This window comes from Syntrophomonas wolfei subsp. wolfei str. Goettingen G311, from assembly GCF_000014725.1.
Lineage (GTDB): Bacteria > Bacillota > Syntrophomonadia > Syntrophomonadales > Syntrophomonadaceae > Syntrophomonas > Syntrophomonas wolfei.
On sequence record NC_008346.1, the window covers coordinates 1,803,223 to 1,821,384 of the forward strand.

Consider the following 18,162-nt stretch of genomic DNA (forward strand, 5'->3'; position numbering starts at 1 on the left):
GCTCTCACTATTCACCTTATCTTCTCGTTTTCATTAATAATTCATCATTAATCATTTTCAATGTCCAGTACAGTCATAAAGGCATCTTTGGGTACTTCGACCCGGCCAATCTGCTTCATCCGTTTTTTTCCCTCTTTTTGTTTCTCTAATAGCTTCTTTTTACGGGTTATATCGCCACCGTAACATTTAGCCAAAACATCCTTGCGCATGGCCTTGATGTTTTCTCGGGCTAGAATCCGGTTGCCGATTGCTGCTTGAATGGCTACTTCATACATCTGGCGAGGTATTATCTTTCTTAATTTGTTTACAATAGCCCGCGCCCGGTAATAGGCCTTGTCCTCATGAACAATAAAACTCAAGGCATCTACTACTTCTCCATTAAGCATGATATCCAGTTTGATCAAATCTGAAGTGTCAAAACCATGAAATTCGTAGTCCAATGAAGCGTAGCCGCGGGTTCGCGATTTCAAGGCATCAAAAAAATCATAGAGAATCTCCGCCAGGGGCAATCTATAATTAATAACTACCCGGTGGGAGGTCAAGTATTCCATGGTAATAAAACTGCCTCTCTTTTCCTGGCAGAGTTCCATTATCGTCCCTACATAATCGTTGGGAACCATTATAGAAGCTTTGACATAGGGTTCCATCACCCGGTCAATTTTCTGCGGGGGAGGCCAGTGGGTGGGGTTTTGCACCATAAGTTCACTGCCATCAGTCAGCAGTACCCGGTATATTACACTGGGAGCCGTAGCCAGCAGGCTTAAGTCATATTCTCTTTCTAGTCTCTCCTTGACGATCTCCAGGTGCAAAAGGCCCAAAAAGCCGCAGCGGAAGCCAAAGCCTAAAGCATCAGAGTTATCTGGTTCATAAAAAAGGGAAGCGTCGTTTAGTTTTAAGCGGTCCAGCGCATCGCGCAGACGCTCAAATTCGCTATTCTCCAGGGGATAAAGCCCGCAATATACCATAGGCTTTACCTCTTGATATCCTGATAATGCCTCCGGGGCTGCCCGCCTGGCCCCAGTGATGGTATCGCCAACCCGGGTATCATTTACATTTTTCATTCCCGCCGCCACATAGCCTACTTCACCTGAGCTCAAAACTTCAACCTCGGTCATATATGGGGACAAGACTCCTATTTCGTCTACCTCATATTCCTTGCCGCTGGACATCATACGAATCATGTCACCTTGGCGCAGTTCACCCTCTACTACCCGGATGTAGGATATGGCCCCCTTGTACGGGTCAAAATAGGAGTCGAATATCAAGGCCTTTAAAGCTGCTTCCTTATCGCCTGAAGGAGGGGGAATCCTCTCCACTATCGCTTCCAGGACATCTTCTACTCCGGTACCTAGTTTGGCCGAAATAGGCAAAACTTCATCTTGGTCCAGCCCCAGTACATTTTCCATCTCCTGTTTCACTACTTCCGGTTCCGCTCCGGGCAGGTCGATTTTATTAACTACCCCTATTATTTCCAAATCCAGATCCATGGCCATATAGACATTGGCCAGGGTCTGGGCTTCTATCCCCTGGGAGGCATCAACTACCAGCAAGGCTCCTTCACAGGCAGCCAGGCTGCGCGAAACCTCGTAAGAAAAATCAACATGACCCGGGGTATCAATCAGATTAAGAATATATTCCTGCCCATCCCGGGCCCGGTAATTGAGTCTCACCGGTTTAAGCTTTATAGTAATGCCCTTTTCCCTTTCCAGCTCCATCTTGTCTAAAAACTGTTCTTTCATTTCCCGGTCACTGAGCGCCCCGGTCAAATGAAGCAGACGGTCCGCCAGGGTGGACTTACCGTGATCTATATGAGCTATAATACTGAAATTCCTAATATTCTTCTGCAAATTTTAACCTCCAGGTGTTTTATGAATAGTAAGGTGTAGTAGGAAACAACTTAAACGCCTTACTTTGCTAATACAATAGTTGAACGATGGTTGAACAATAGTTGAACAATCGCTAAACTACCGTTCCCTCTCCCGGCGTCTGGCAACCATTCCGTCCTCCGTCTTCCGATTTCAGAGCTTCTCAAATTATAACTGATTAAGCACCGCGGTTCAATTGATGGGGGTTTAAGAGTTTTTCGACAGGCGATGCCGGAGCATATTAAGCAGTAATTGAGACTCTTCCAGTTTAAAGAGATAAATAATAAGGCCATAGACAATAGCGCCGAAAAATACTCCCCCGCCTACTAGCATCAGAAGCTGCAGCTTGCCCATCAACGGCCAAAACACTAGCATTCTTTCTGTAAACAAACGCAGCAGAGACCACATCACCAGGGAGGCCCCCAGGGAAATGAGGAAACTGCCGACAATCCTGCCTCCTCCCAGTTGGCCCAGTTTTTTTCGTAAAGCCAGCATCAAAAAGATGAACCCAGCCAATCCCGATAGCGAATAGGCCAGGGCCAGACCTTTATGCCCCATAGTAGCCACCAGGTTTAAAGAAAGCAGGATATTAGCAACTATAGTGATAAAAGCAGCTGCAACCGGGGTAAAAGAATCATGCAAAGCATAAAAACTGCGGTTTAGAACCTGCAAAGAAGAGTAGGCAAAAAGGCCAAAACAATAAAAGAAAAGAGCTTCATTGGTTATGGCTACCGCCGTAGCAGAAAATCGCCCCTGCTCAAAAAGTAGTCTAATTATCGGCTCACCCAGGGCCATCAAGCCAAGAGAAGCCGGGATGGTGAGTAAAAATACGGCTCTTATGGCCAGGGAACTGCTGCGTTTAAACTGGGCTATTTCTCCGCGGGCCGCCAGGTGGGTTAAGGTGGGGAAAATCGCTACTCCCAAAGATACCGCAAAAATTCCCAGAGGAAGATTTACTATCCGCTGAGCCAGGCTTAGCGCGCTTACAGTCCCTGCAGCCAGGCCCGAAGCCAGGTTCTGGGTCACGAAAAGACTTACTTGTACTGCTCCCAGCCCAGCTAAAACCGGCACCATGAGCCGGATTATTTCCTGAAAGCCCTGGTCTTTATAGTCAAAAGAAAAATAGTATTTCATCCCCAGGCGGCGCAGGGCGGGAATCTGCACCATAAAGTTGGCAACAGCACCGAGAACCACTCCCAGGGAAAAAGCAGTAATACCCAAATGCTTCTCCAGTCCAACTCCCACCACAATAATCACCAGATTGTAAAGCAGGCTTCCCCAGGCTGGAGCCCAGAAATGATGGAATGAATTTAATATCCCCATGGCCATCCCGTTGAGAGCCATGAAAAAGGTTTGAATGAACATGATGCGGGTAAGATATACCGCCAGTTCACTGTACTGGGCAGGCAAGCCGGGAACCAGTATCTTCATTAATAGCGGGGTATACAGATAGGCCAGGGCCATAATAAAGAGCATCAGCAAAAGCACATAGTTTAATACAATGCTGGCGGAGCGCCAGGCATCCTCTTCCTGATCGCGAGCCACAAAAGTAGAGATAACTGGGATAAAAGCAGAGCTCAAAGCTCCGCCCACCAGTAACATATAAATGAAATCCGGTATGGAAAAGGCGGCCCGGTAGGCATCAGTAATATAATCCTGTCCAAATAGAGTGTAAAGGGCTACTTCCCGGCCATAGCCCAATATCCTCGATAGTATTACCGTGATCATGAGCAGAACTGCGGCCCGGGCTACATTTCTTCCCCTTTCGCTCAAATACTATCAACTCCAATATTGATGCCGCTAGTTAAAGCGAGTGTAACACAAGGGGACGGTTCTTTTGTGTTGTCTGCCTTGTCCCCCTGTTTTCCTCACCCCTCAATTTGCCGAACACTGATGGCCAGGGGCCACAACCACCGATGAAAAGTGAGTTAGTATGCGCTTGGTATAATAAGATGTAGTTGGGAATACCCCTTCTAATCACTGGCATCTGGCGACCATTCCGTCCTCCGATTTCCGCCTTCTGTCCTCCGTCTCCCGACGCCTGACACCTAACGACCGACGACCGGCGACTTTTCTTACTAACCCCCCATGGCCCAGGGGCCACAACCACCGATGAAAAGTGAGCTGGTAGAGGCTTGAATAGTAAGATGTAGTAGAAAAAAATTAACCCCTCACCCCTTACTCCTCACTCCTCACTTTTCTTACTAACCAAGCAGGAGCGATTTAGAGAAATATCGCCTTAAATATAAGCCATGATTTATTCAAATATTGAACTGCCTGCTGACCCTGGTTTTTTGCAGTTTGCCGCAAAAGCTGCCACTCGTAATTCACCAGCTCCGGGGACACTTTATAATCCTGGGATAATAACTGTAAATTTAAACTACCCTGCTCGTAATTACAGGCAAATACCGGGCCGCGATTGTCCAGAGTAAGATGGTTTATTCCCTGATTGCTGAGATTTAGCCCACCAATAAATAGTACTAATAAAATAAAAATTAAAAAGAACTGCTTTAACTTCGACACTGGTTATAAATCCTCCTTTAGCACTTCGATTAAGATATCAGAAAAAAGCATTCCTGCATAGCGGGCCTCAACGAAAGAGTTCAAATCGCCGCCGAACTCCAGCAACAAGGCCCGGGGGAAAAACTCCTGGTTATAAGTCCCGGCCTTAGTTCTGATCCCTTTTATCAGACCAGGATATTTCTTTTCCCCCTGACGATAGATTTCCTGGGCAAATTCCAGGTTCTTCCGCCATTCCGGATGGCTTTTGCGCTCATCGGTTCCGACAATTATCAAAATGCGAGCGCTTTTCTTTCCATCTATTTCCACGGTCTCGGCTTTTTCCAGACCGGGTATGCTGTCGCGATGAATATCAAACAAGGCCAGCATTCTATTATTGGACTGGAGTATTTTTTGTACTGTTTCCCGGGAGTTGGTATAACTCTTGTTGTATTCGGGAAAATCATGAATCCGGTCTTCGAATTCAGCCGGCAGTCCCCGTTTGCTTAATGATTTACTAATACTCCTGGCCACCTCATTAACCAATCCCCTTTGCCCGTCGCAACGGGCCTTCCCACTATCAGGAATGTAGGATTCGGCACTATGGGTGCAGTAAAATACTACCTTGCAGTCTTTAAAAAAGCTGCTATAATCAATATCCCGACTCTCCTCCAGCGGCTCCGGCTCAACTTCGGGCAATTGAACCTCGTTCTCCCCCTCGTTCTCCCTGAGATCTTCTTCGCTGCGGCCATAGGCCAGGGCCTGGATACTGGATATCATCAATTCTTCCGGCATCTTTTCCTTAAAATAATGCCTCGTCATAGGAAAAGAAGTCTTTTCTCCGGCAAAAACCACATTTACTTCCCGGAAGAGACTGGCTGCCTGCTTTTTATCCAGCTCAATTTTTTTAAAAGGCAGCAAGATATTCTGCACATTGAAAGCAGGCATCTTCCCAAGATAGGGGCTGCTAATCTCAGCACTAACCCCGGTTATCAAAACCAATAAAAATAATTGCATAAGGAAGATGCTTTTTATAAAAGTCCCAAAATAATGCTTGTGCACCCTGTCCACCCCACCATCAAATATCTTATTAAATTTATGGTGGACAAGAGATAATTAGAACCCGGTTCTTTTTAATATAGTCTTTCCTTTATTGCGGGCTCTAATATAACGAGGCAAAATATATCCTCTGCTTTATTAAGCGGCTGCTACATATTTGCGAAACAGGCGGCAGTTTTCCAATTCCCCACCTCATTGCAGCGCTGTGTTAAAACTACTACGCAGTTTCTTCCGATGCTTAAACGAGGTAAAATATAACTTAACAACTTAAGTGCCTGGCACCATACTAATACTTGCAATTTAATTTGGGGAGTGCTATAGTATTCCTGTTAGTCTTCAACTTACAAGGAGGTGAAAGTGTGGCCAAAAGTAAAACCCCCGCCAAAAGAGCCCGCAGGGCAGAAGCCAACCGGCTCAGAAATAAAGCTTATAAAAGTAAGCTGAAAACGGCAATAAAGAATTATGAAAATGCAATAATTGCGGAGGATTTGGATACAGCCAGCAACAAACTGTTGCAGGTAACCTCCCTTTTAGATAGGAGCATCACCAAAGGAATACTTCATAAGAATAATGTAGCCAGAAAAAAATCAGCTTTGAGTAAAAAGCTGAATAGTATTAGCCAGTAAGCAAGAACCTGTCTCCGGGCAGGTTCTTATTTTTTACCTCTTGCTGCAGATTTCCACTATCAGGGCCTCCATGAGCATTTTATCATCCAGGCTGCTGCTCTTAAATTTAACATCCGTTTGCAAAAATATTTGAAATAACTGCCACAACTCATCCCAGCTAAAATTGCGGGCATTATCCAACATTTTCTTTACCATGAATTCATGCAAACCTGTCTGTGCCACTATTTCCTTGCTGCCATATGATTTTTCATTATAGTATTTGACCCTGGCCAGGGCCATGAACTGGCGCACAATAATATAAAGAAATAAAATCGGGTGTTCTCCCTGAACCAACAGTTGATTATAGGCCTGGAAAGAGGCTTTCAGGTTACGCTTCAATAAAGCATCACTCAACTTGAATACCTTGATTTCAGTTTTTGTCTCCAGTTCTCCTTCAATATCGGCAATTTTTACCGGCCGCCCCTTTACCAGTAAGGCGGTTTTATCAATGAGATTTTGCAGGTAATACATATCCTGTCCGCTTTTCGCCATCAGGTTGGCGGCGGACTTTTCTACCTTCAAACCACGGGAAGCGAACTCCTTATTAATCCATTCCGACAGATGCTGGCTGCCGAGGGATTTGCAAGCGATTACGGTGGCCTCACGATCCAGTATCTTTACCAGGGGATTAGTAGTACTATGTTCATTGGCTGTCAGTACCAGTACCTGTCCCTCCATATCCTGCTGCAGGTAATCTAAGAATATTTTCTCTATTTCGGCGGTTTTACCCCCCCGTCGTTTGGCTTTTCCCAACCACCAGGGCCTCTTTATTACCACCAGCCTCTGCAAGGAAAATAAAGGACTGAATTGCAGGGCTTCCAGTAATTCATAGGCATTCAGCTCATCTGCGTCCAGATAAATAGTTTCCACTTCTTCGCCACTTTCCTGACCTATAATCGCTGCAATCCTTTCCAGTTCCCGGTCAATTAAATAGCTTTCTTCACCCCAAAGGAAATAAATCCTCCTACTCATAAGATACTCGTTCCTTTCGCTGTACTATTGCTTTTCGTCCCGCAATTCGATTATTGCTACGGTACAGCGGGAAATACATAGCATATCCCCAGCCTCATCATAGATCCGGACATCCCATACAATGGTGCTACGCCCTACATGAACCGGAATCCCTACAGCTTTTATCATTCCATCGCGCTTGCTGCGAATATGATTAGCGTTTATTTCCAGACCCACAGCCCGTTGTTTTTCCACATCAATAAAGAGATAACTACCGGCTGAGGCTACCGTCTCAGCCACTACCACCGATACTCCGCCATGCAGAAAACCAAAGGGTTGATGGGTCCTGGGGGTTACGGGCATAGTAGCCACTACCCGCTCCTCGGAAAACTCCGTTATTTCAATCCCCAGAACCTCCATAACCGTATTCTTAAAAAATTCATTATCAAATATTATAGACTTTTCTGATATAATCTTTCTTATCTCCTTTCCCCTTTAATAATCCAGTGAGGAAGTATACTTAAATGACTAGTGAGAAAAGTGAGGAGTGAGGGGTTTAGTTTATTTCCTGCCTACATCTTACCATTCAAGCCCCTACTAAATCACTTTTCATTGGTGGTTGTGGTCACCGGCCATGAGGGGTTCCACTGCAAAGACCCCTTTTGTTGCATAAGGGTTGCATAAATATACAAAGCGAGCGTGAGCGAAGCATGGATGCAACACCCTGCGGGTACTCCTGATGTTCCATCCTTTGGATGTCACTATTAAGGTTGCACCGGCGAAGGCGAGCAGGCAAAAGGAGGTGAGCAGTATATTTATACAAACCAATGAATACTAATAACTTTTTGCTATCTTTTGACACGATTATACCCCAGGGGCTTAAGCAGGGCAATTCCGACCGGGGATCAAAGTCTGGAAAAATGCCCTATTTGACGAAGTCTTAACCAGTATTTCTGGACCTTATCTGTTTTCTTTTTAGCGAAGAATTTTCGAACTGCTTGGAAACTATGGTAATCTTAATACTATAGTAAGAAAAGTGAGGAGTGAGGGGTAAGGGGTGAGGGGTTTAAGTTATTTGCTACTACATCTTACTATTCCAGCGCCTACTAACTCACTTTTCATCTTTGTTTGTAACCCCTAACCATGGGGATTAGTATAAAAATGATATATATCACGGGGGTAACAATGTTATTCTTTTTTGCAGTTTTGCTTCTTATTGCTACCTTTTCCAGCAAAATGTCTGCTCGCTTTGGAGTTCCCAGCCTGGTAATCTTTATAGCTCTGGGCATGATTTTTGGAAGCGATGGTTTTAACCTTATACAATTTGATGACCCGATATTGGCACAGCAAATTGCCATTGCCTGTATGATTATTATTCTATTTGAAGGCGGGTTCAGCACTAAAAAGGAATTGTTGCGCCTGGCTTTCCAGCCCGCATTTTCTCTGGCTACTCTGGGGATAATTGTAACGGCTGTTACCCTGGGACTGTTGTCCCACCTGCTGATTGGCTTGCCCCTGGAATCAGCCATCTTAATCGGGGCAATTGTATCATCAACAGACGCTGCCGCAGTATTTGCTATATTCCGCAATAAGCGCATAGAACCCAAAACTGCTGCCACAATCGAAGTAGAATCGGCTTCCAACGACCCCATGGCTATTATATTAACCATTACCATTATCAGTTTTATGCAAGGAGAAATCACCAGTTGGCAGCTCTTTTTAAGCAAACTGCTCTGGCAGATACTGGCCGGCTTAACCATAGGTTATTTGCTGGGAAAAACCGCGCCTCACTTGATTAACCGGATCAAACTTGATTCAGGCGGCTTTTATTATGTTCTTATTTTAAGTCTCTGCTTCTTAAGCTATGGTCTGGCTGATGAGTTAAATACCAATGGCTTCTTAGCCGTATTTATCGCTGGTTGCTACATAGGAAATGCAGAGTTCGTTTATAAACAAGGCATCGCCAGATTTATTGAAGGTTTGTCCACCTTCAGTCAGGTTGTTTTATTCCTGATGCTGGGGTTGTTGGTATTTCCATCAAATCTCATACAAAACTGGCAGCATGGTATCATTATTGCTGTAATCTTAACTTTTATAGCACGGCCGGTAGCGGTTTTTATTTGCACAATTTTTTGGAAATACAGCTTAAAAGAAAAACTCTTTATTTGCTGGGGAGGAATCAAGGGCGCAGTCCCGATTGTACTGGCAACATATCCTTATGTTGAAGGATTAGAAGGAGGCAGTTACTATTTTAATGTGGTCTTTTTCGTAGTATTATTGTCGGCCTTGATTCAGGGCTCCAGTATTGACCTGGTAGCCAAAAAGCTGAGTTTGCTGGCAGGCAATAAAACTCCCAATCCCTTTTCTTTTGAGCTGATTGCCTTGCAGGAGACGCAGAGCGAACTGTTGGAATATAGCGTGGATAAAGGCTCCTGGCTGGTTAACCATAGCCTGCAGGATATACCCTGGCCCCAGGACAGCCTGGTAACTGCCATTGTGCGGCAGGAGGAAATAATAACCCCCCGGGGAGATACTGTTATAAAACCAAAAGACCTGCTATTTATTCTGCTTAAAAACGACTATCAAGAGGAATTGTTGGACTTGTTGGATGGAAGCAATGGTCAGAATGATAGGGAGGGATATTCGTGTCAACCATAATCCGTAACGGAACCCTGGTTACCATGAACTCCAGGCGAGATATACTGCGAGCGGACATCCTGATAGAAGGCGACCGGATAAAGGAAATAGGGGAGCTAAAGGGATATAAGGCCCGGCAGGAAATAGACGCTGCGGGCATGCTGGTAATTCCTGGCCTTATACAAGCCCATGTTCACCTCTGCCAGACCCTTTTTCGGGGAGCAGCAGATGATATGGAACTGTTGGACTGGCTGAAGCAACGGATCTGGCCCCTGGAAGCAGCTCATGACGAAGAATCCCTTTATTACTCTGCCCTCCTGGCATCAGCCGAACTCATTTCCGGAGCTACCACCTCCATTATAGATATGGGTACGGTCCGGCATACAAATTCATTGTTCGAAGCAGTGAAACAATCCGGGTTACGCTATCTGGGAGGCAAATGCATGATGGATTGCGGGGATGAAGTGCCGGAAAAGCTGATAGACTCACGGGAGAAATCTCTGCAGGAAAGCATGGATCTTTTCGAGCGCTGGAACGGCCAGGAACAAGGACGTATACATTATGCCTTTTGTCCTCGTTTCGCAGTATCTTGCAGCGAGGAATTGCTCCGGGAAGTCAGCCAGCTCTCAGAAAAATTCAAGATACCCGTACACAGCCATGCTTCGGAGAACCGGGGTGAAATCAGAATTGTTGAAAAAGAACGAGGTTTAAGAAATGATGTCACTGCCAAATAGGCGTGTTTTCCTTAAGCTCAACCTTATGGTAAAATTTTTCAGTACATTGATAATAGATTTTACTTGAAAAATGAGCTTTTTGGGACCAAATTAACCCATACTAAGAACCATAATTGTCATTTTCACCCTTTTAATTTGGATTTGGGCACAATAACCCCTTTGTTTTTATCTTTGGTTTTTTGATCTGTTTGGTTAAAGCCCTAAATATCTGTTTGAAATTATGACCAATTACCTTAAAACCTATTTGTAAGGTACATTTGATTTTACCGCGCACTCTTAATCTTTTTGCACCCTGGCATCCTTTGATGGCCGAATTTGTTCCCTCAATCGCAGCGCGTTTGCTGATGTTTTCGTGTTTTATGTGAGGATCGTTTACTGTTTCCCGTACTTGAGATGCCAGTATGGATTTCTTGGATATCCTTACTACCATATCTCTCTTCTGTTCCTTTAGAGGACAATTGCACCGATGAGGACAGTTATTACAGACTTCTTTAGGAAAATGACTAGTAGTTATCTTGGTTTTGCTATTGTACTTGCTGCTGCTGGGAATTTGGCCTCCCGGACACTGTACCATTTCCATATCTTTGTTAAAGACAAAGTGATGAGCTGGTAGCTGTCCTTCGGGGGCTGTTTTGCCAGTCATATCAGTGTAATGGAGCTGGATTTCTATACCTTTGGAGTTGGCTTTATTTATCACATTCTCTCCGTAGTAACCGCCATCAGCGTAAATATCGCTGGCATTGGTATTATCTTTGATAATATCCATACGGTCCTGAAATATTTCTACATCGCTCTTGTTATTGGGTTCGACTGTGTAATCAACTATAATCTGAACATCATTTTCGCTATTACAGGTTTCGGTGAATGTGGCTGTATAACCCGATTCTTTTTTCCCGGCCTTATCCCGGTAAGTAGCATCTGTATCATACGCTGATTGTAGTGAATCGGAACTGACTTCTTTGCTTGCTTTGGCTTTGAATCGCCCGCTGTTTTCATCGCAATTAGCCTGTTCATTGAGGAAGCGCAGCAGGATTTTCACCTTTTCTAAATCAGCGATAGTTTTATGGTTTTGGGATAGGACATATATTTCACTCATTAAATCCAGTACAGCCTGTAATCTACTGTCTAACTGGCTATTCTTGGTCTGGTATAATAATTTGTTCTTGAAGGAATCTTCCAGTACTTTGTTTAGATTCTCGCTGCGATAAGCGACGGGTATGGCTCTTACTGCTTGTGCCAGTACATCATGAGCCAGGGAAAGACGACCGGCTTTCTTGATATTGGGACTAATTAAAGTGGAATCTATGCGTAGTTCATCAGTTTTAAGCCCGACTAAACCAAGGAAATTCCGGGTAAGTATTTCAAACTGTTGAAAAGCCAGAGCCTCCTTTTCGGGATATTCTTTGGAATAACGAACCACTCTCTCTCGAAAGTTGTACAAGGTCCGTTCTCCCAAGTATATTTCACCGATATTTTCTATTCCCAGAGCATATTGTACCTGGTAATTAAAATAGTACTGATCTAGCAGTTCCTGGTCAGTGTAATCAAACAAGTGTTTAATAATCTCCAGGCCTACTAGTATATTGATAGGAAAGTTGGGCCTTCCCCATTCCAAACTATAGAGCGGAGCAAATAGTTCTTCTCTAATAAGGCAGAAGACCTGTTCATAAAATACCATTGACCAGGAATTTTTAAGCCGTTTAGCTACAACGGAGTTGAACCGCTGGAAATCGCTAAATACTTTTCCTTGAAGATGATCATTATTTGGCTTAAACAATTTGAAAAACCTCCGAATTTCTGGTTTATCGTTGTGTTTCTTCTATTTTCTCTATAATACTTCGCTATTCGGTAAGGTTTTTCCTGCTTGCTGATACGACTTTTTTGACTTTTTGCAGTGACATCAAGAAATATTTTTTACTTTGAACAGCTGGGGCTGTGTCATAATAAAGTAATACTGGCTCATTGTATTCACATAAATGAGGAAGAAATGAACATCCTGGCCGAAAAGCGGGTCAATGTGGTTCACTGCCCGGCCTCCAACCTTAAACTAGCCTCTGGGCTGGCTCCGGTTCCAGCCTTGCTGGATATGGGAGCCCAGGTTTCGTTGGGTGCCGATGGTGCCCCCTGCAATAATAATCTTAGTCAATTTATGGAATTGCGCCTGGCGGCTTTGATTCACAAGCCTTTCTACGGTCCTACCAGTATGCCGGCGGAAAAGGTATTCGAAATGGCTACTCTGGGTGGTGCGCAGGCCATGGGACAAGAAAAAGAGATAGGCAGCCTGGAAGCTGGGAAAAAGGCTGATTTAGCTATTGTCAATCTGGAGCACTGGCATAACCAACCGGCTACACACAGTAGTGTTTACAGCCAACTGGTTTATCAGGCTCTGGCCAGTGATGTCCGGGCAACTATGGTTGATGGGAGGTTCTTGATGCTGAATGCTGCTCTGCTTACTATAGATGCTGAAGCAGTAAGAATAAATAGCGAAAAAGCCCTCGAGCGGATATTACAAAGGGCCGGGTTGAAATAGCTAATTAAATCGATTGCTCTTTCGCCCCGGTTTTTATTTTAACCCAGCGGCCATTGCTCTGGAAACTATGGCTCCGTCCTCATCCGTGCGCTGAGTAACCGAAGCTGTTTTCTCTTTTTGCTTCGCGCCACAGATATGGGCAGGTACGAGCACAAGCCTTTACGCCCGTTGATCAGGAATTTCAATGGGAACCCGTATTAGCCTCGATTTTAGAAATGTATCGCTTTTTGATTGAAGAACCACATAAGAGAAACATCAAGGTTGTATTGGGAGAATTTGCTCCTTCCTATGAAATGGATGACTGCAACCAACGCAAAATTGAAGCTTTACAGTCCAACTGGCGCTCTTTAATAAAAGGAATAGCCATTTACTAATTTGCTACCAATGATGCAATCAAATCTTTGGCTAAAGAAATGCAGGTTCCTTTTGCTGAAGTCGCACCGGTTTTTTGGAACCATCCAGATCGTTTCAACCTGTATCTTGATCTGGTACACTTCAACTGCAAAGGGCATCACGTCCTGGCTGATTACAGGTATCAGACAATCGATAAACTGGCTTGGTGGGATTAAACGCCCCGACCCGGATTTGTTCTGGGGAAGTCTGAAAGAAATTCTTTCATCATGTTTTGTGCCTGAGCGTTAGCGAAAGGAATGGTTATAAATATGAAAAATAGAATCGTTGCGGCTATTTTTATGCTCTGTACAACATTATTTCTGTTTGGATCAGTCTTACCGGCAGATGCCTCCGGCGAAATTGTGGTCCTATATACAAATGATGTTCACTGCAGCGTGGATGACAATATTGGATATGCCGGTCTTGCTGCCTATAAAATAGAAATGGAAAAACTCTATGGGAAAGATAAAGTAACTCTTGTCGATGCAGGTGATGCTGTTCAGGGCAGTGCAATCGGCTATCTTTCCAAAGGTGAATACATAATCGATATCATGAATAAAGTCGGATATGATGTTGTAACTTTGGGCAATCATGAATTCGACTATGGAATGGATCGTTTGCACGAGCTTATGAAAAAGCTGGATGCTAACCCTATATCGTGTAACTTTAAAAGCCTTCAAACAGGAGACACCGTATTTAAGCCCTACAAGATTATCGACTTTGGGGATACCCAAATAGGGTTTGTGGGTATAACAACCCCAAAATCCATTACCTCATCCACTCCTAAATATTTTCAAGATAGTCAGGGTAACTACATATATGGTTTTTGTGAAAACAGCACAGGCAAAGAATTATACTCAGCTGTTCAAAATGCAGTCAATGCATCGCTGGCTGAGGGCGCAGACTGCGTTGTAGCTGTGGGCCACTGCGGTGTTGGTGATACATATGATCCCTGGGAGTCAACCGATATTATTGCCAACACGACAGGTATCGATGTTTTTATCGATGGCCATTCCCACAGCACCATTAAGGGCAAGATCTATCCAAATAAGGATGGCAAAGATGTTGTTCTGACTTCCACCGGCCCCAGGCTGGCCTCAATCGGCAAGCTTACCCGTTCTTCCAACGGTACGATTACTACTGATCTGATCACTGGATACATAGACAAGGACGAAAATATAAAAGGTCATATTAATAATATTAAGGTAAAAAACGAGAAACTATTAAATACTGTTGTTGCCAAGACCGATGTTACTCTGGTTATCAACAATCCGATGACCGGTAAACGCCTTATCCGCAAATGTGAGACCAATCTTGGCGATCTGGTTGCGGATGCGTACCGCGATCTCCTGGGTGCAGACATCGCAGTTGTAAACGGCGGCGGAATTCGCGCCGATATAGCCGCCGGCGATATAACCTATAATGATATAATCTCCGTTCACCCGTTCGGTAACTTAGCATGCTTGATTACAGCTGCCGGACAAGAGATATTGGATCTGCTGGAGATGGGGGCGCGCAATACACCTGGAGAATCCGGTGGCTTTCAGCAAGTATCGGGCTTAACTTACGATATACATACTTATATAAAGCCTTCTGTCATATTGGATGATAAGGGTAACTTTGTAAAGGTAGGCGGTGAATATCGAGTACATAACGTTATGATCGGCGGAAAACCTCTTGATCTAAATGAAACCTATACCGTGGCATCACACAGCTATCTTATCAAAAATGGCGGTGACGGATTCGGGTTGTTCATGGACAATACACTCCTGAAAGACGAAGTCATGATAGACAATCAGGTTCTAATACGCTATATGACAGACAAATTAGGTGGTGTTGTCGGTCATGAATACAAGCATATGAATGGACAGGGCCGTATTCATATCTTCCATTTCAAGGACATTGATAACCACTGGGCCAAAGAAGCTATAAACGATTTAAGTTCCAGTATGATTATCAGTGGTTTGGGGGATGGAAACTTTGCTCCTGACCGTGACCTAACCCGTGCTGAGTTCGCGGCTATCATAGTTAAAGCATTGGAATTGAAGCCGGAAAATGGTGTAAATCCTTTCAATGATGTAAAAGTCACCGACTGGTACTATCAATATATCGCTACTGCCAGCAAACACAATATCATAAGCGGCTACGGCAACGGTAAATTTGGCCCCCAAGACCAGATCACCAGTGAGCAGGCTATGTCCATAATTGCCAGGGCTATGCAGGTCAGCGGGCTCAAAGCCGAAATTAGCCAGTCGGAAATACCTTCCCTGCTGAATTTTTTTAGTATCAATGGCACACCATCCGCCTGGGCACAGAACAGTATCGCCCTTTGCGTCAAGACTGGAATTGCTGCCAAGAATAACGGAAATATTACTGCTGTAAAAGGAATCATCACCAGAGCAGAGGCGGCGGTGATGATCAGAAATTATTTAGAGGTAAAATGGGGATGGCAGACTCTGACAGCCACCTGATTGGCATTTGACCCTGTGTTCAATAACTTAACAACTTAAGTGCCTGGCACCTACAGCGCGGTTTTTATTTTAACCCAGCGGCCATTGCTCTGGAAAACTATGGCTCCGTCCTCATCCGTGCGTAAAACCTCTATCCCCTGCTCTTGCAGTTCTTTTAACACGCTGGCATGAGGGTGGCCAAAGCTGTTGTTGGCTCCAGCGGAAATAATAGCCCAGCGGGGATTAAGCTCTCGGTAAAATTCTGGCAAAAGGGAGCCTTTGCTGCCGTGGTGTGGTACCTTTAGTACCGTACTTGTCCCCAACTTTCCCTGCTGCAGCAATTCCTGCATTCCTTCTTTCTCCACATCACCAGTCAATAAAAAGGAAAAAGCTCCGTACTGACCGTGCAATACCAGCGATTTATTATTAAAGTTGTTTCCTTGATAACGCTCTTCTTCCGGATAAAGAACAGCCAGTTCGCATCCCTTCTCTAGGTTGAGCCGCTGGCCACTTTTCAGGAAAATTAAAGGAATGTTTTTCCTGGCCGCAATCCCCTTGAGTTCCTCATATTCTTTAGCATCCTTTAAACAATAGGGTAAGGCAATATGAGCTACGCGGAGCTCCTTACTGGCTTTCTCCAGCCCCTGGATATGGTCTATATCCGGGTGAGTATTGATAATCACATCAATTTTCCTTATACCACGATGATGCAAGTAGGGTAGCAATTTCTTACTGCCTGGATCAGAATAATGGCTTCCCCCACCGTCTACCAGGACAAATTTGCCTCCGGGACTCTTTAAAAGAATACTGTCCCCTTGCCCCACATCGATTAACACAAGCTCCATCACCCCCCGCTGGTACATGCTGGCGGGTAATGATATTAGCAAAATAAAGAGCAACATCAGGGAAAGCCCAAGATACTTGAATTCCTTTTTTCTATAGTCTTTACTCCAGGATAGAGCTAGAAGGAGCAGGCCAAGATAATAGACGATTATCAGGATAAAGTGCGGAGTTGCAACCCACCAGAAAGCCAGAGGCAGCTTCAAGACGGCGCTATTCAAGCCCATAATCAATTCAATAAAAAACCCGGCCGGGAAGAGGAATATACCGGCCAGCCAAGGCCAGATAGTGGCCAGCATTAAAGCCAGCAACCCCAGGATTACACAGGCTCCGGATAGATAAGAGGTAAGTACATTGCTCAATAAAGATACCGGGCTGAACAGGTTAAAATGATAGGCTGTGAGAGGGAGTACGGCCAGTTGCGCCGATAAAGGAATAAGGAGCAAATCCCAGAGGCGATTAGTATACTGAAGTCTTTTTTTCATGAGGGGAAAAAGGTAAAGCAGGCCCCAGGTGGCCACAAAAGATAGCTGAAAAGATATTTTGAATAGAGCAAAGGGGTCACTCACGATTATTATGGTCCCGGCCAGCCCTAGACCATTAAGAAGAGCATTTTCTCTCCCTGAATAATAGGCCAGCAGTCCTAGAATGGCCATTATCACCGCACGAATTACCGATACTGGCCATCCTATCACCGAGGCGTAAAGCAAAAGAAAAATGCTGATAACCACCAACTTCATCCCCGGAGACATTCGGCAGAGGGAAGTAAGCCAGGCCATCAGCAAAAGAAGAAAGCCCACATGGAGTCCGGAGACCGAAAAAATATGCACTATCCCGCTTTTCTGAAAGTCCCGGTATTGTTCGGGATCCATAGTATCGGTTTTGCCCAGCAGCATTCCCATAAGTATGGCTGCTTCGTGCGGTGGAAGGCGATTCTCAATAATTCTTTCTCCCGAGTTTCGAATAGCGGCCAAAAAGCTTTCCGCCCGTCCCGGAGCGGATATTACCGTAATAGCATTTTCTTCTTTAACCGACATTAAATAATAAATCCCACTATAGGATAAATAGTGTGGATAATCGAATTCTCCGGGATTTCCGGGAGGACGGGGAAGCTTTAAATCTCCCCGCAGTGATATTTCTTCACCCTTCTGTACTGGGGCTGCGAAGTTGCAGAATACCTGAATTTTCTTCATGGCCCTTTGGGACTCTTTGCTCTTAAGTACAAAACTGCTCCTATTACCATCAAATTCGGGAATTGTCTCCACCCGGCCAGTTAAAACCACTCCGTCTTGTGCTTTTAAATTAAGCGGTACCGGCTTCTGCATCCAGTTAAAAAACAGCACCGCCACTAACAAGACGGCTAGAACGCTATAAGACCTCAGAGAGTGCTTCCCACCCCAAATTCCTCCTGCCAGGAGAAATAAAAAGATTAAGATAAATAAAGGCCAGCAAGCATAATAGCTGAAACAGGCGGAAGCCGCCAGTACTATAAAAATCTCAAACCATGACAAGGGCATTATTCATTAACCCCCCCCTGTC

At 44.6% G+C, this 18,162-nt stretch carries 15 protein-coding genes; 7 read left to right on the forward strand and 8 right to left on the reverse strand.

Annotated elements, in window-relative coordinates:
• Positions 1–47: 47 nt before the first annotated feature.
• The 4 genes from lepA to spoIIP form a co-directional block, all read right to left on the reverse strand.
• Positions 48–1,847 (reverse strand): translation elongation factor 4, encoded by a 1,800-nt coding sequence (gene lepA / locus SWOL_RS08195; RefSeq protein WP_011640984.1) that lies wholly within the window; start codon positions 1,845–1,847, stop codon positions 48–50.
• A 225-nt stretch (positions 1,848–2,072) separates the two neighbouring features.
• Positions 2,073–3,638: a murein biosynthesis integral membrane protein MurJ gene (gene murJ / locus SWOL_RS08200; RefSeq protein ID WP_011640985.1), complete on the reverse strand. Its 1,566-nt coding sequence runs from the start codon at positions 3,636–3,638 to the stop codon at positions 2,073–2,075.
• Between the two features lie 450 nt (positions 3,639–4,088).
• Positions 4,089–4,388: a hypothetical protein gene (locus SWOL_RS08205; protein WP_011640986.1), complete on the reverse strand. Its 300-nt coding sequence runs from the start codon at positions 4,386–4,388 to the stop codon at positions 4,089–4,091.
• Positions 4,389–4,391: 3 nt separating this feature from the next.
• On the reverse strand, positions 4,392–5,381 hold the full coding sequence (gene spoIIP / locus SWOL_RS13600; protein WP_155814177.1) for a stage II sporulation protein P: 990 nt from the start codon (positions 5,379–5,381) through the stop codon (positions 4,392–4,394).
• A 401-nt stretch (positions 5,382–5,782) separates the two neighbouring features.
• Here spoIIP and rpsT point away from each other — a divergent pair, with 401 nt between their 5' ends.
• Positions 5,783–6,049 carry a 30S ribosomal protein S20 gene (gene rpsT, locus SWOL_RS08215; RefSeq protein ID WP_011640988.1) on the forward strand — a complete coding sequence of 89 codons (267 nt, stop codon included), beginning with the start codon at positions 5,783–5,785 and terminating at the stop codon, positions 6,047–6,049.
• Positions 6,050–6,082: 33 nt separating this feature from the next.
• Here the strand turns inward: rpsT and holA are convergent, their stop codons facing one another.
• Both holA and SWOL_RS08225 read right to left on the reverse strand, forming a co-directional pair.
• Entirely contained in the window at positions 6,083–7,060 is a 978-nt protein-coding gene (gene holA, locus SWOL_RS08220; RefSeq protein ID WP_011640989.1) for a DNA polymerase III subunit delta, read from the reverse strand.
• Between the two features lie 24 nt (positions 7,061–7,084).
• Complete coding sequence (locus SWOL_RS08225) at positions 7,085–7,459, reverse strand: hotdog fold thioesterase (protein WP_011640990.1); 375 nt, start codon at positions 7,457–7,459, stop codon at positions 7,085–7,087.
• A gap of 765 nt (positions 7,460–8,224) precedes the next feature.
• Here SWOL_RS08225 and SWOL_RS08230 point away from each other — a divergent pair.
• Together SWOL_RS08230 and SWOL_RS08235 are read left to right on the forward strand one after the other, a co-directional pair.
• A complete protein-coding gene (locus tag SWOL_RS08230) occupies positions 8,225–9,697 on the forward strand; it encodes a potassium/proton antiporter (RefSeq protein WP_155814178.1) in 1,473 nt (490 codons plus the stop codon).
• Entirely contained in the window at positions 9,685–10,410 is a 726-nt protein-coding gene (locus tag SWOL_RS08235) for an amidohydrolase family protein (RefSeq protein WP_011640992.1), read from the forward strand. Before SWOL_RS08230 ends, SWOL_RS08235 begins: the two co-directional genes overlap by 13 nt.
• A 130-nt stretch (positions 10,411–10,540) precedes the next feature.
• Here SWOL_RS08235 and SWOL_RS08240 read toward each other — a convergent pair whose 3' ends face one another.
• Positions 10,541–12,187: a transposase gene (locus SWOL_RS08240; RefSeq protein WP_011639746.1), complete on the reverse strand. Its 1,647-nt coding sequence runs from the start codon at positions 12,185–12,187 to the stop codon at positions 10,541–10,543.
• A 117-nt stretch (positions 12,188–12,304) separates the two neighbouring features.
• Between SWOL_RS08240 and SWOL_RS08245 the strand changes: the two genes are divergently transcribed.
• The 4 genes from SWOL_RS08245 to SWOL_RS08250 all read left to right on the forward strand — a co-directional run bounded on the left by SWOL_RS08245 (position 12,305) and on the right by SWOL_RS08250 (position 15,804).
• Complete coding sequence (locus SWOL_RS08245; RefSeq protein ID WP_011640993.1) at positions 12,305–12,940, forward strand: amidohydrolase family protein; 636 nt, start codon at positions 12,305–12,307, stop codon at positions 12,938–12,940.
• A 227-nt stretch (positions 12,941–13,167) separates the two neighbouring features.
• Entirely contained in the window at positions 13,168–13,314 is a 147-nt protein-coding gene (locus tag SWOL_RS14350) for a hypothetical protein (protein ID WP_162010608.1), read from the forward strand.
• A gap of 27 nt (positions 13,315–13,341) precedes the next feature.
• A complete protein-coding gene (locus SWOL_RS14355; RefSeq protein WP_155814180.1) occupies positions 13,342–13,509 on the forward strand; it encodes a hypothetical protein in 168 nt (55 codons plus the stop codon).
• A 93-nt stretch (positions 13,510–13,602) separates the two neighbouring features.
• Positions 13,603–15,804, forward strand: coding sequence for a 5'-nucleotidase C-terminal domain-containing protein (locus SWOL_RS08250; protein ID WP_011640994.1), 2,202 nt, complete (start codon positions 13,603–13,605; stop codon positions 15,802–15,804).
• Between the two features lie 50 nt (positions 15,805–15,854).
• On the opposite strand, the gene SWOL_RS08255 is transcribed toward SWOL_RS08250, so the two are convergent.
• Positions 15,855–18,140, reverse strand: coding sequence for a DNA internalization-related competence protein ComEC/Rec2 (locus SWOL_RS08255; protein ID WP_011640995.1), 2,286 nt, complete (start codon positions 18,138–18,140; stop codon positions 15,855–15,857).
• Positions 18,141–18,162 lie beyond the last annotated feature (22 nt).

Bases quoted from the DNA above. Each gene is read 5' to 3' on its own strand.
- spoIIP (WP_155814177.1), bottom strand. From the start codon at position 5,381: ATGCAATTATTTTTATTGGTTTTGATAACCGGGGTTAGTGCTGAGATT.
- holA (WP_011640989.1), bottom strand. From the start codon at position 7,060: ATGAGTAGGAGGATTTATTTCCTTTGGGGTGAAGAAAGCTATTTAATT.
- SWOL_RS08225 (WP_011640990.1), bottom strand. From the start codon at position 7,459: ATGGAGGTTCTGGGGATTGAAATAACGGAGTTTTCCGAGGAGCGGGTA.
- SWOL_RS08230 (WP_155814178.1), top strand. From the start codon at position 8,225: ATGTTATTCTTTTTTGCAGTTTTGCTTCTTATTGCTACCTTTTCCAGC.
- SWOL_RS08250 (WP_011640994.1), top strand. From the start codon at position 13,603: ATGAAAAATAGAATCGTTGCGGCTATTTTTATGCTCTGTACAACATTA.
- SWOL_RS08255 (WP_011640995.1), bottom strand. From the start codon at position 18,140: ATGCCCTTGTCATGGTTTGAGATTTTTATAGTACTGGCGGCTTCCGCC.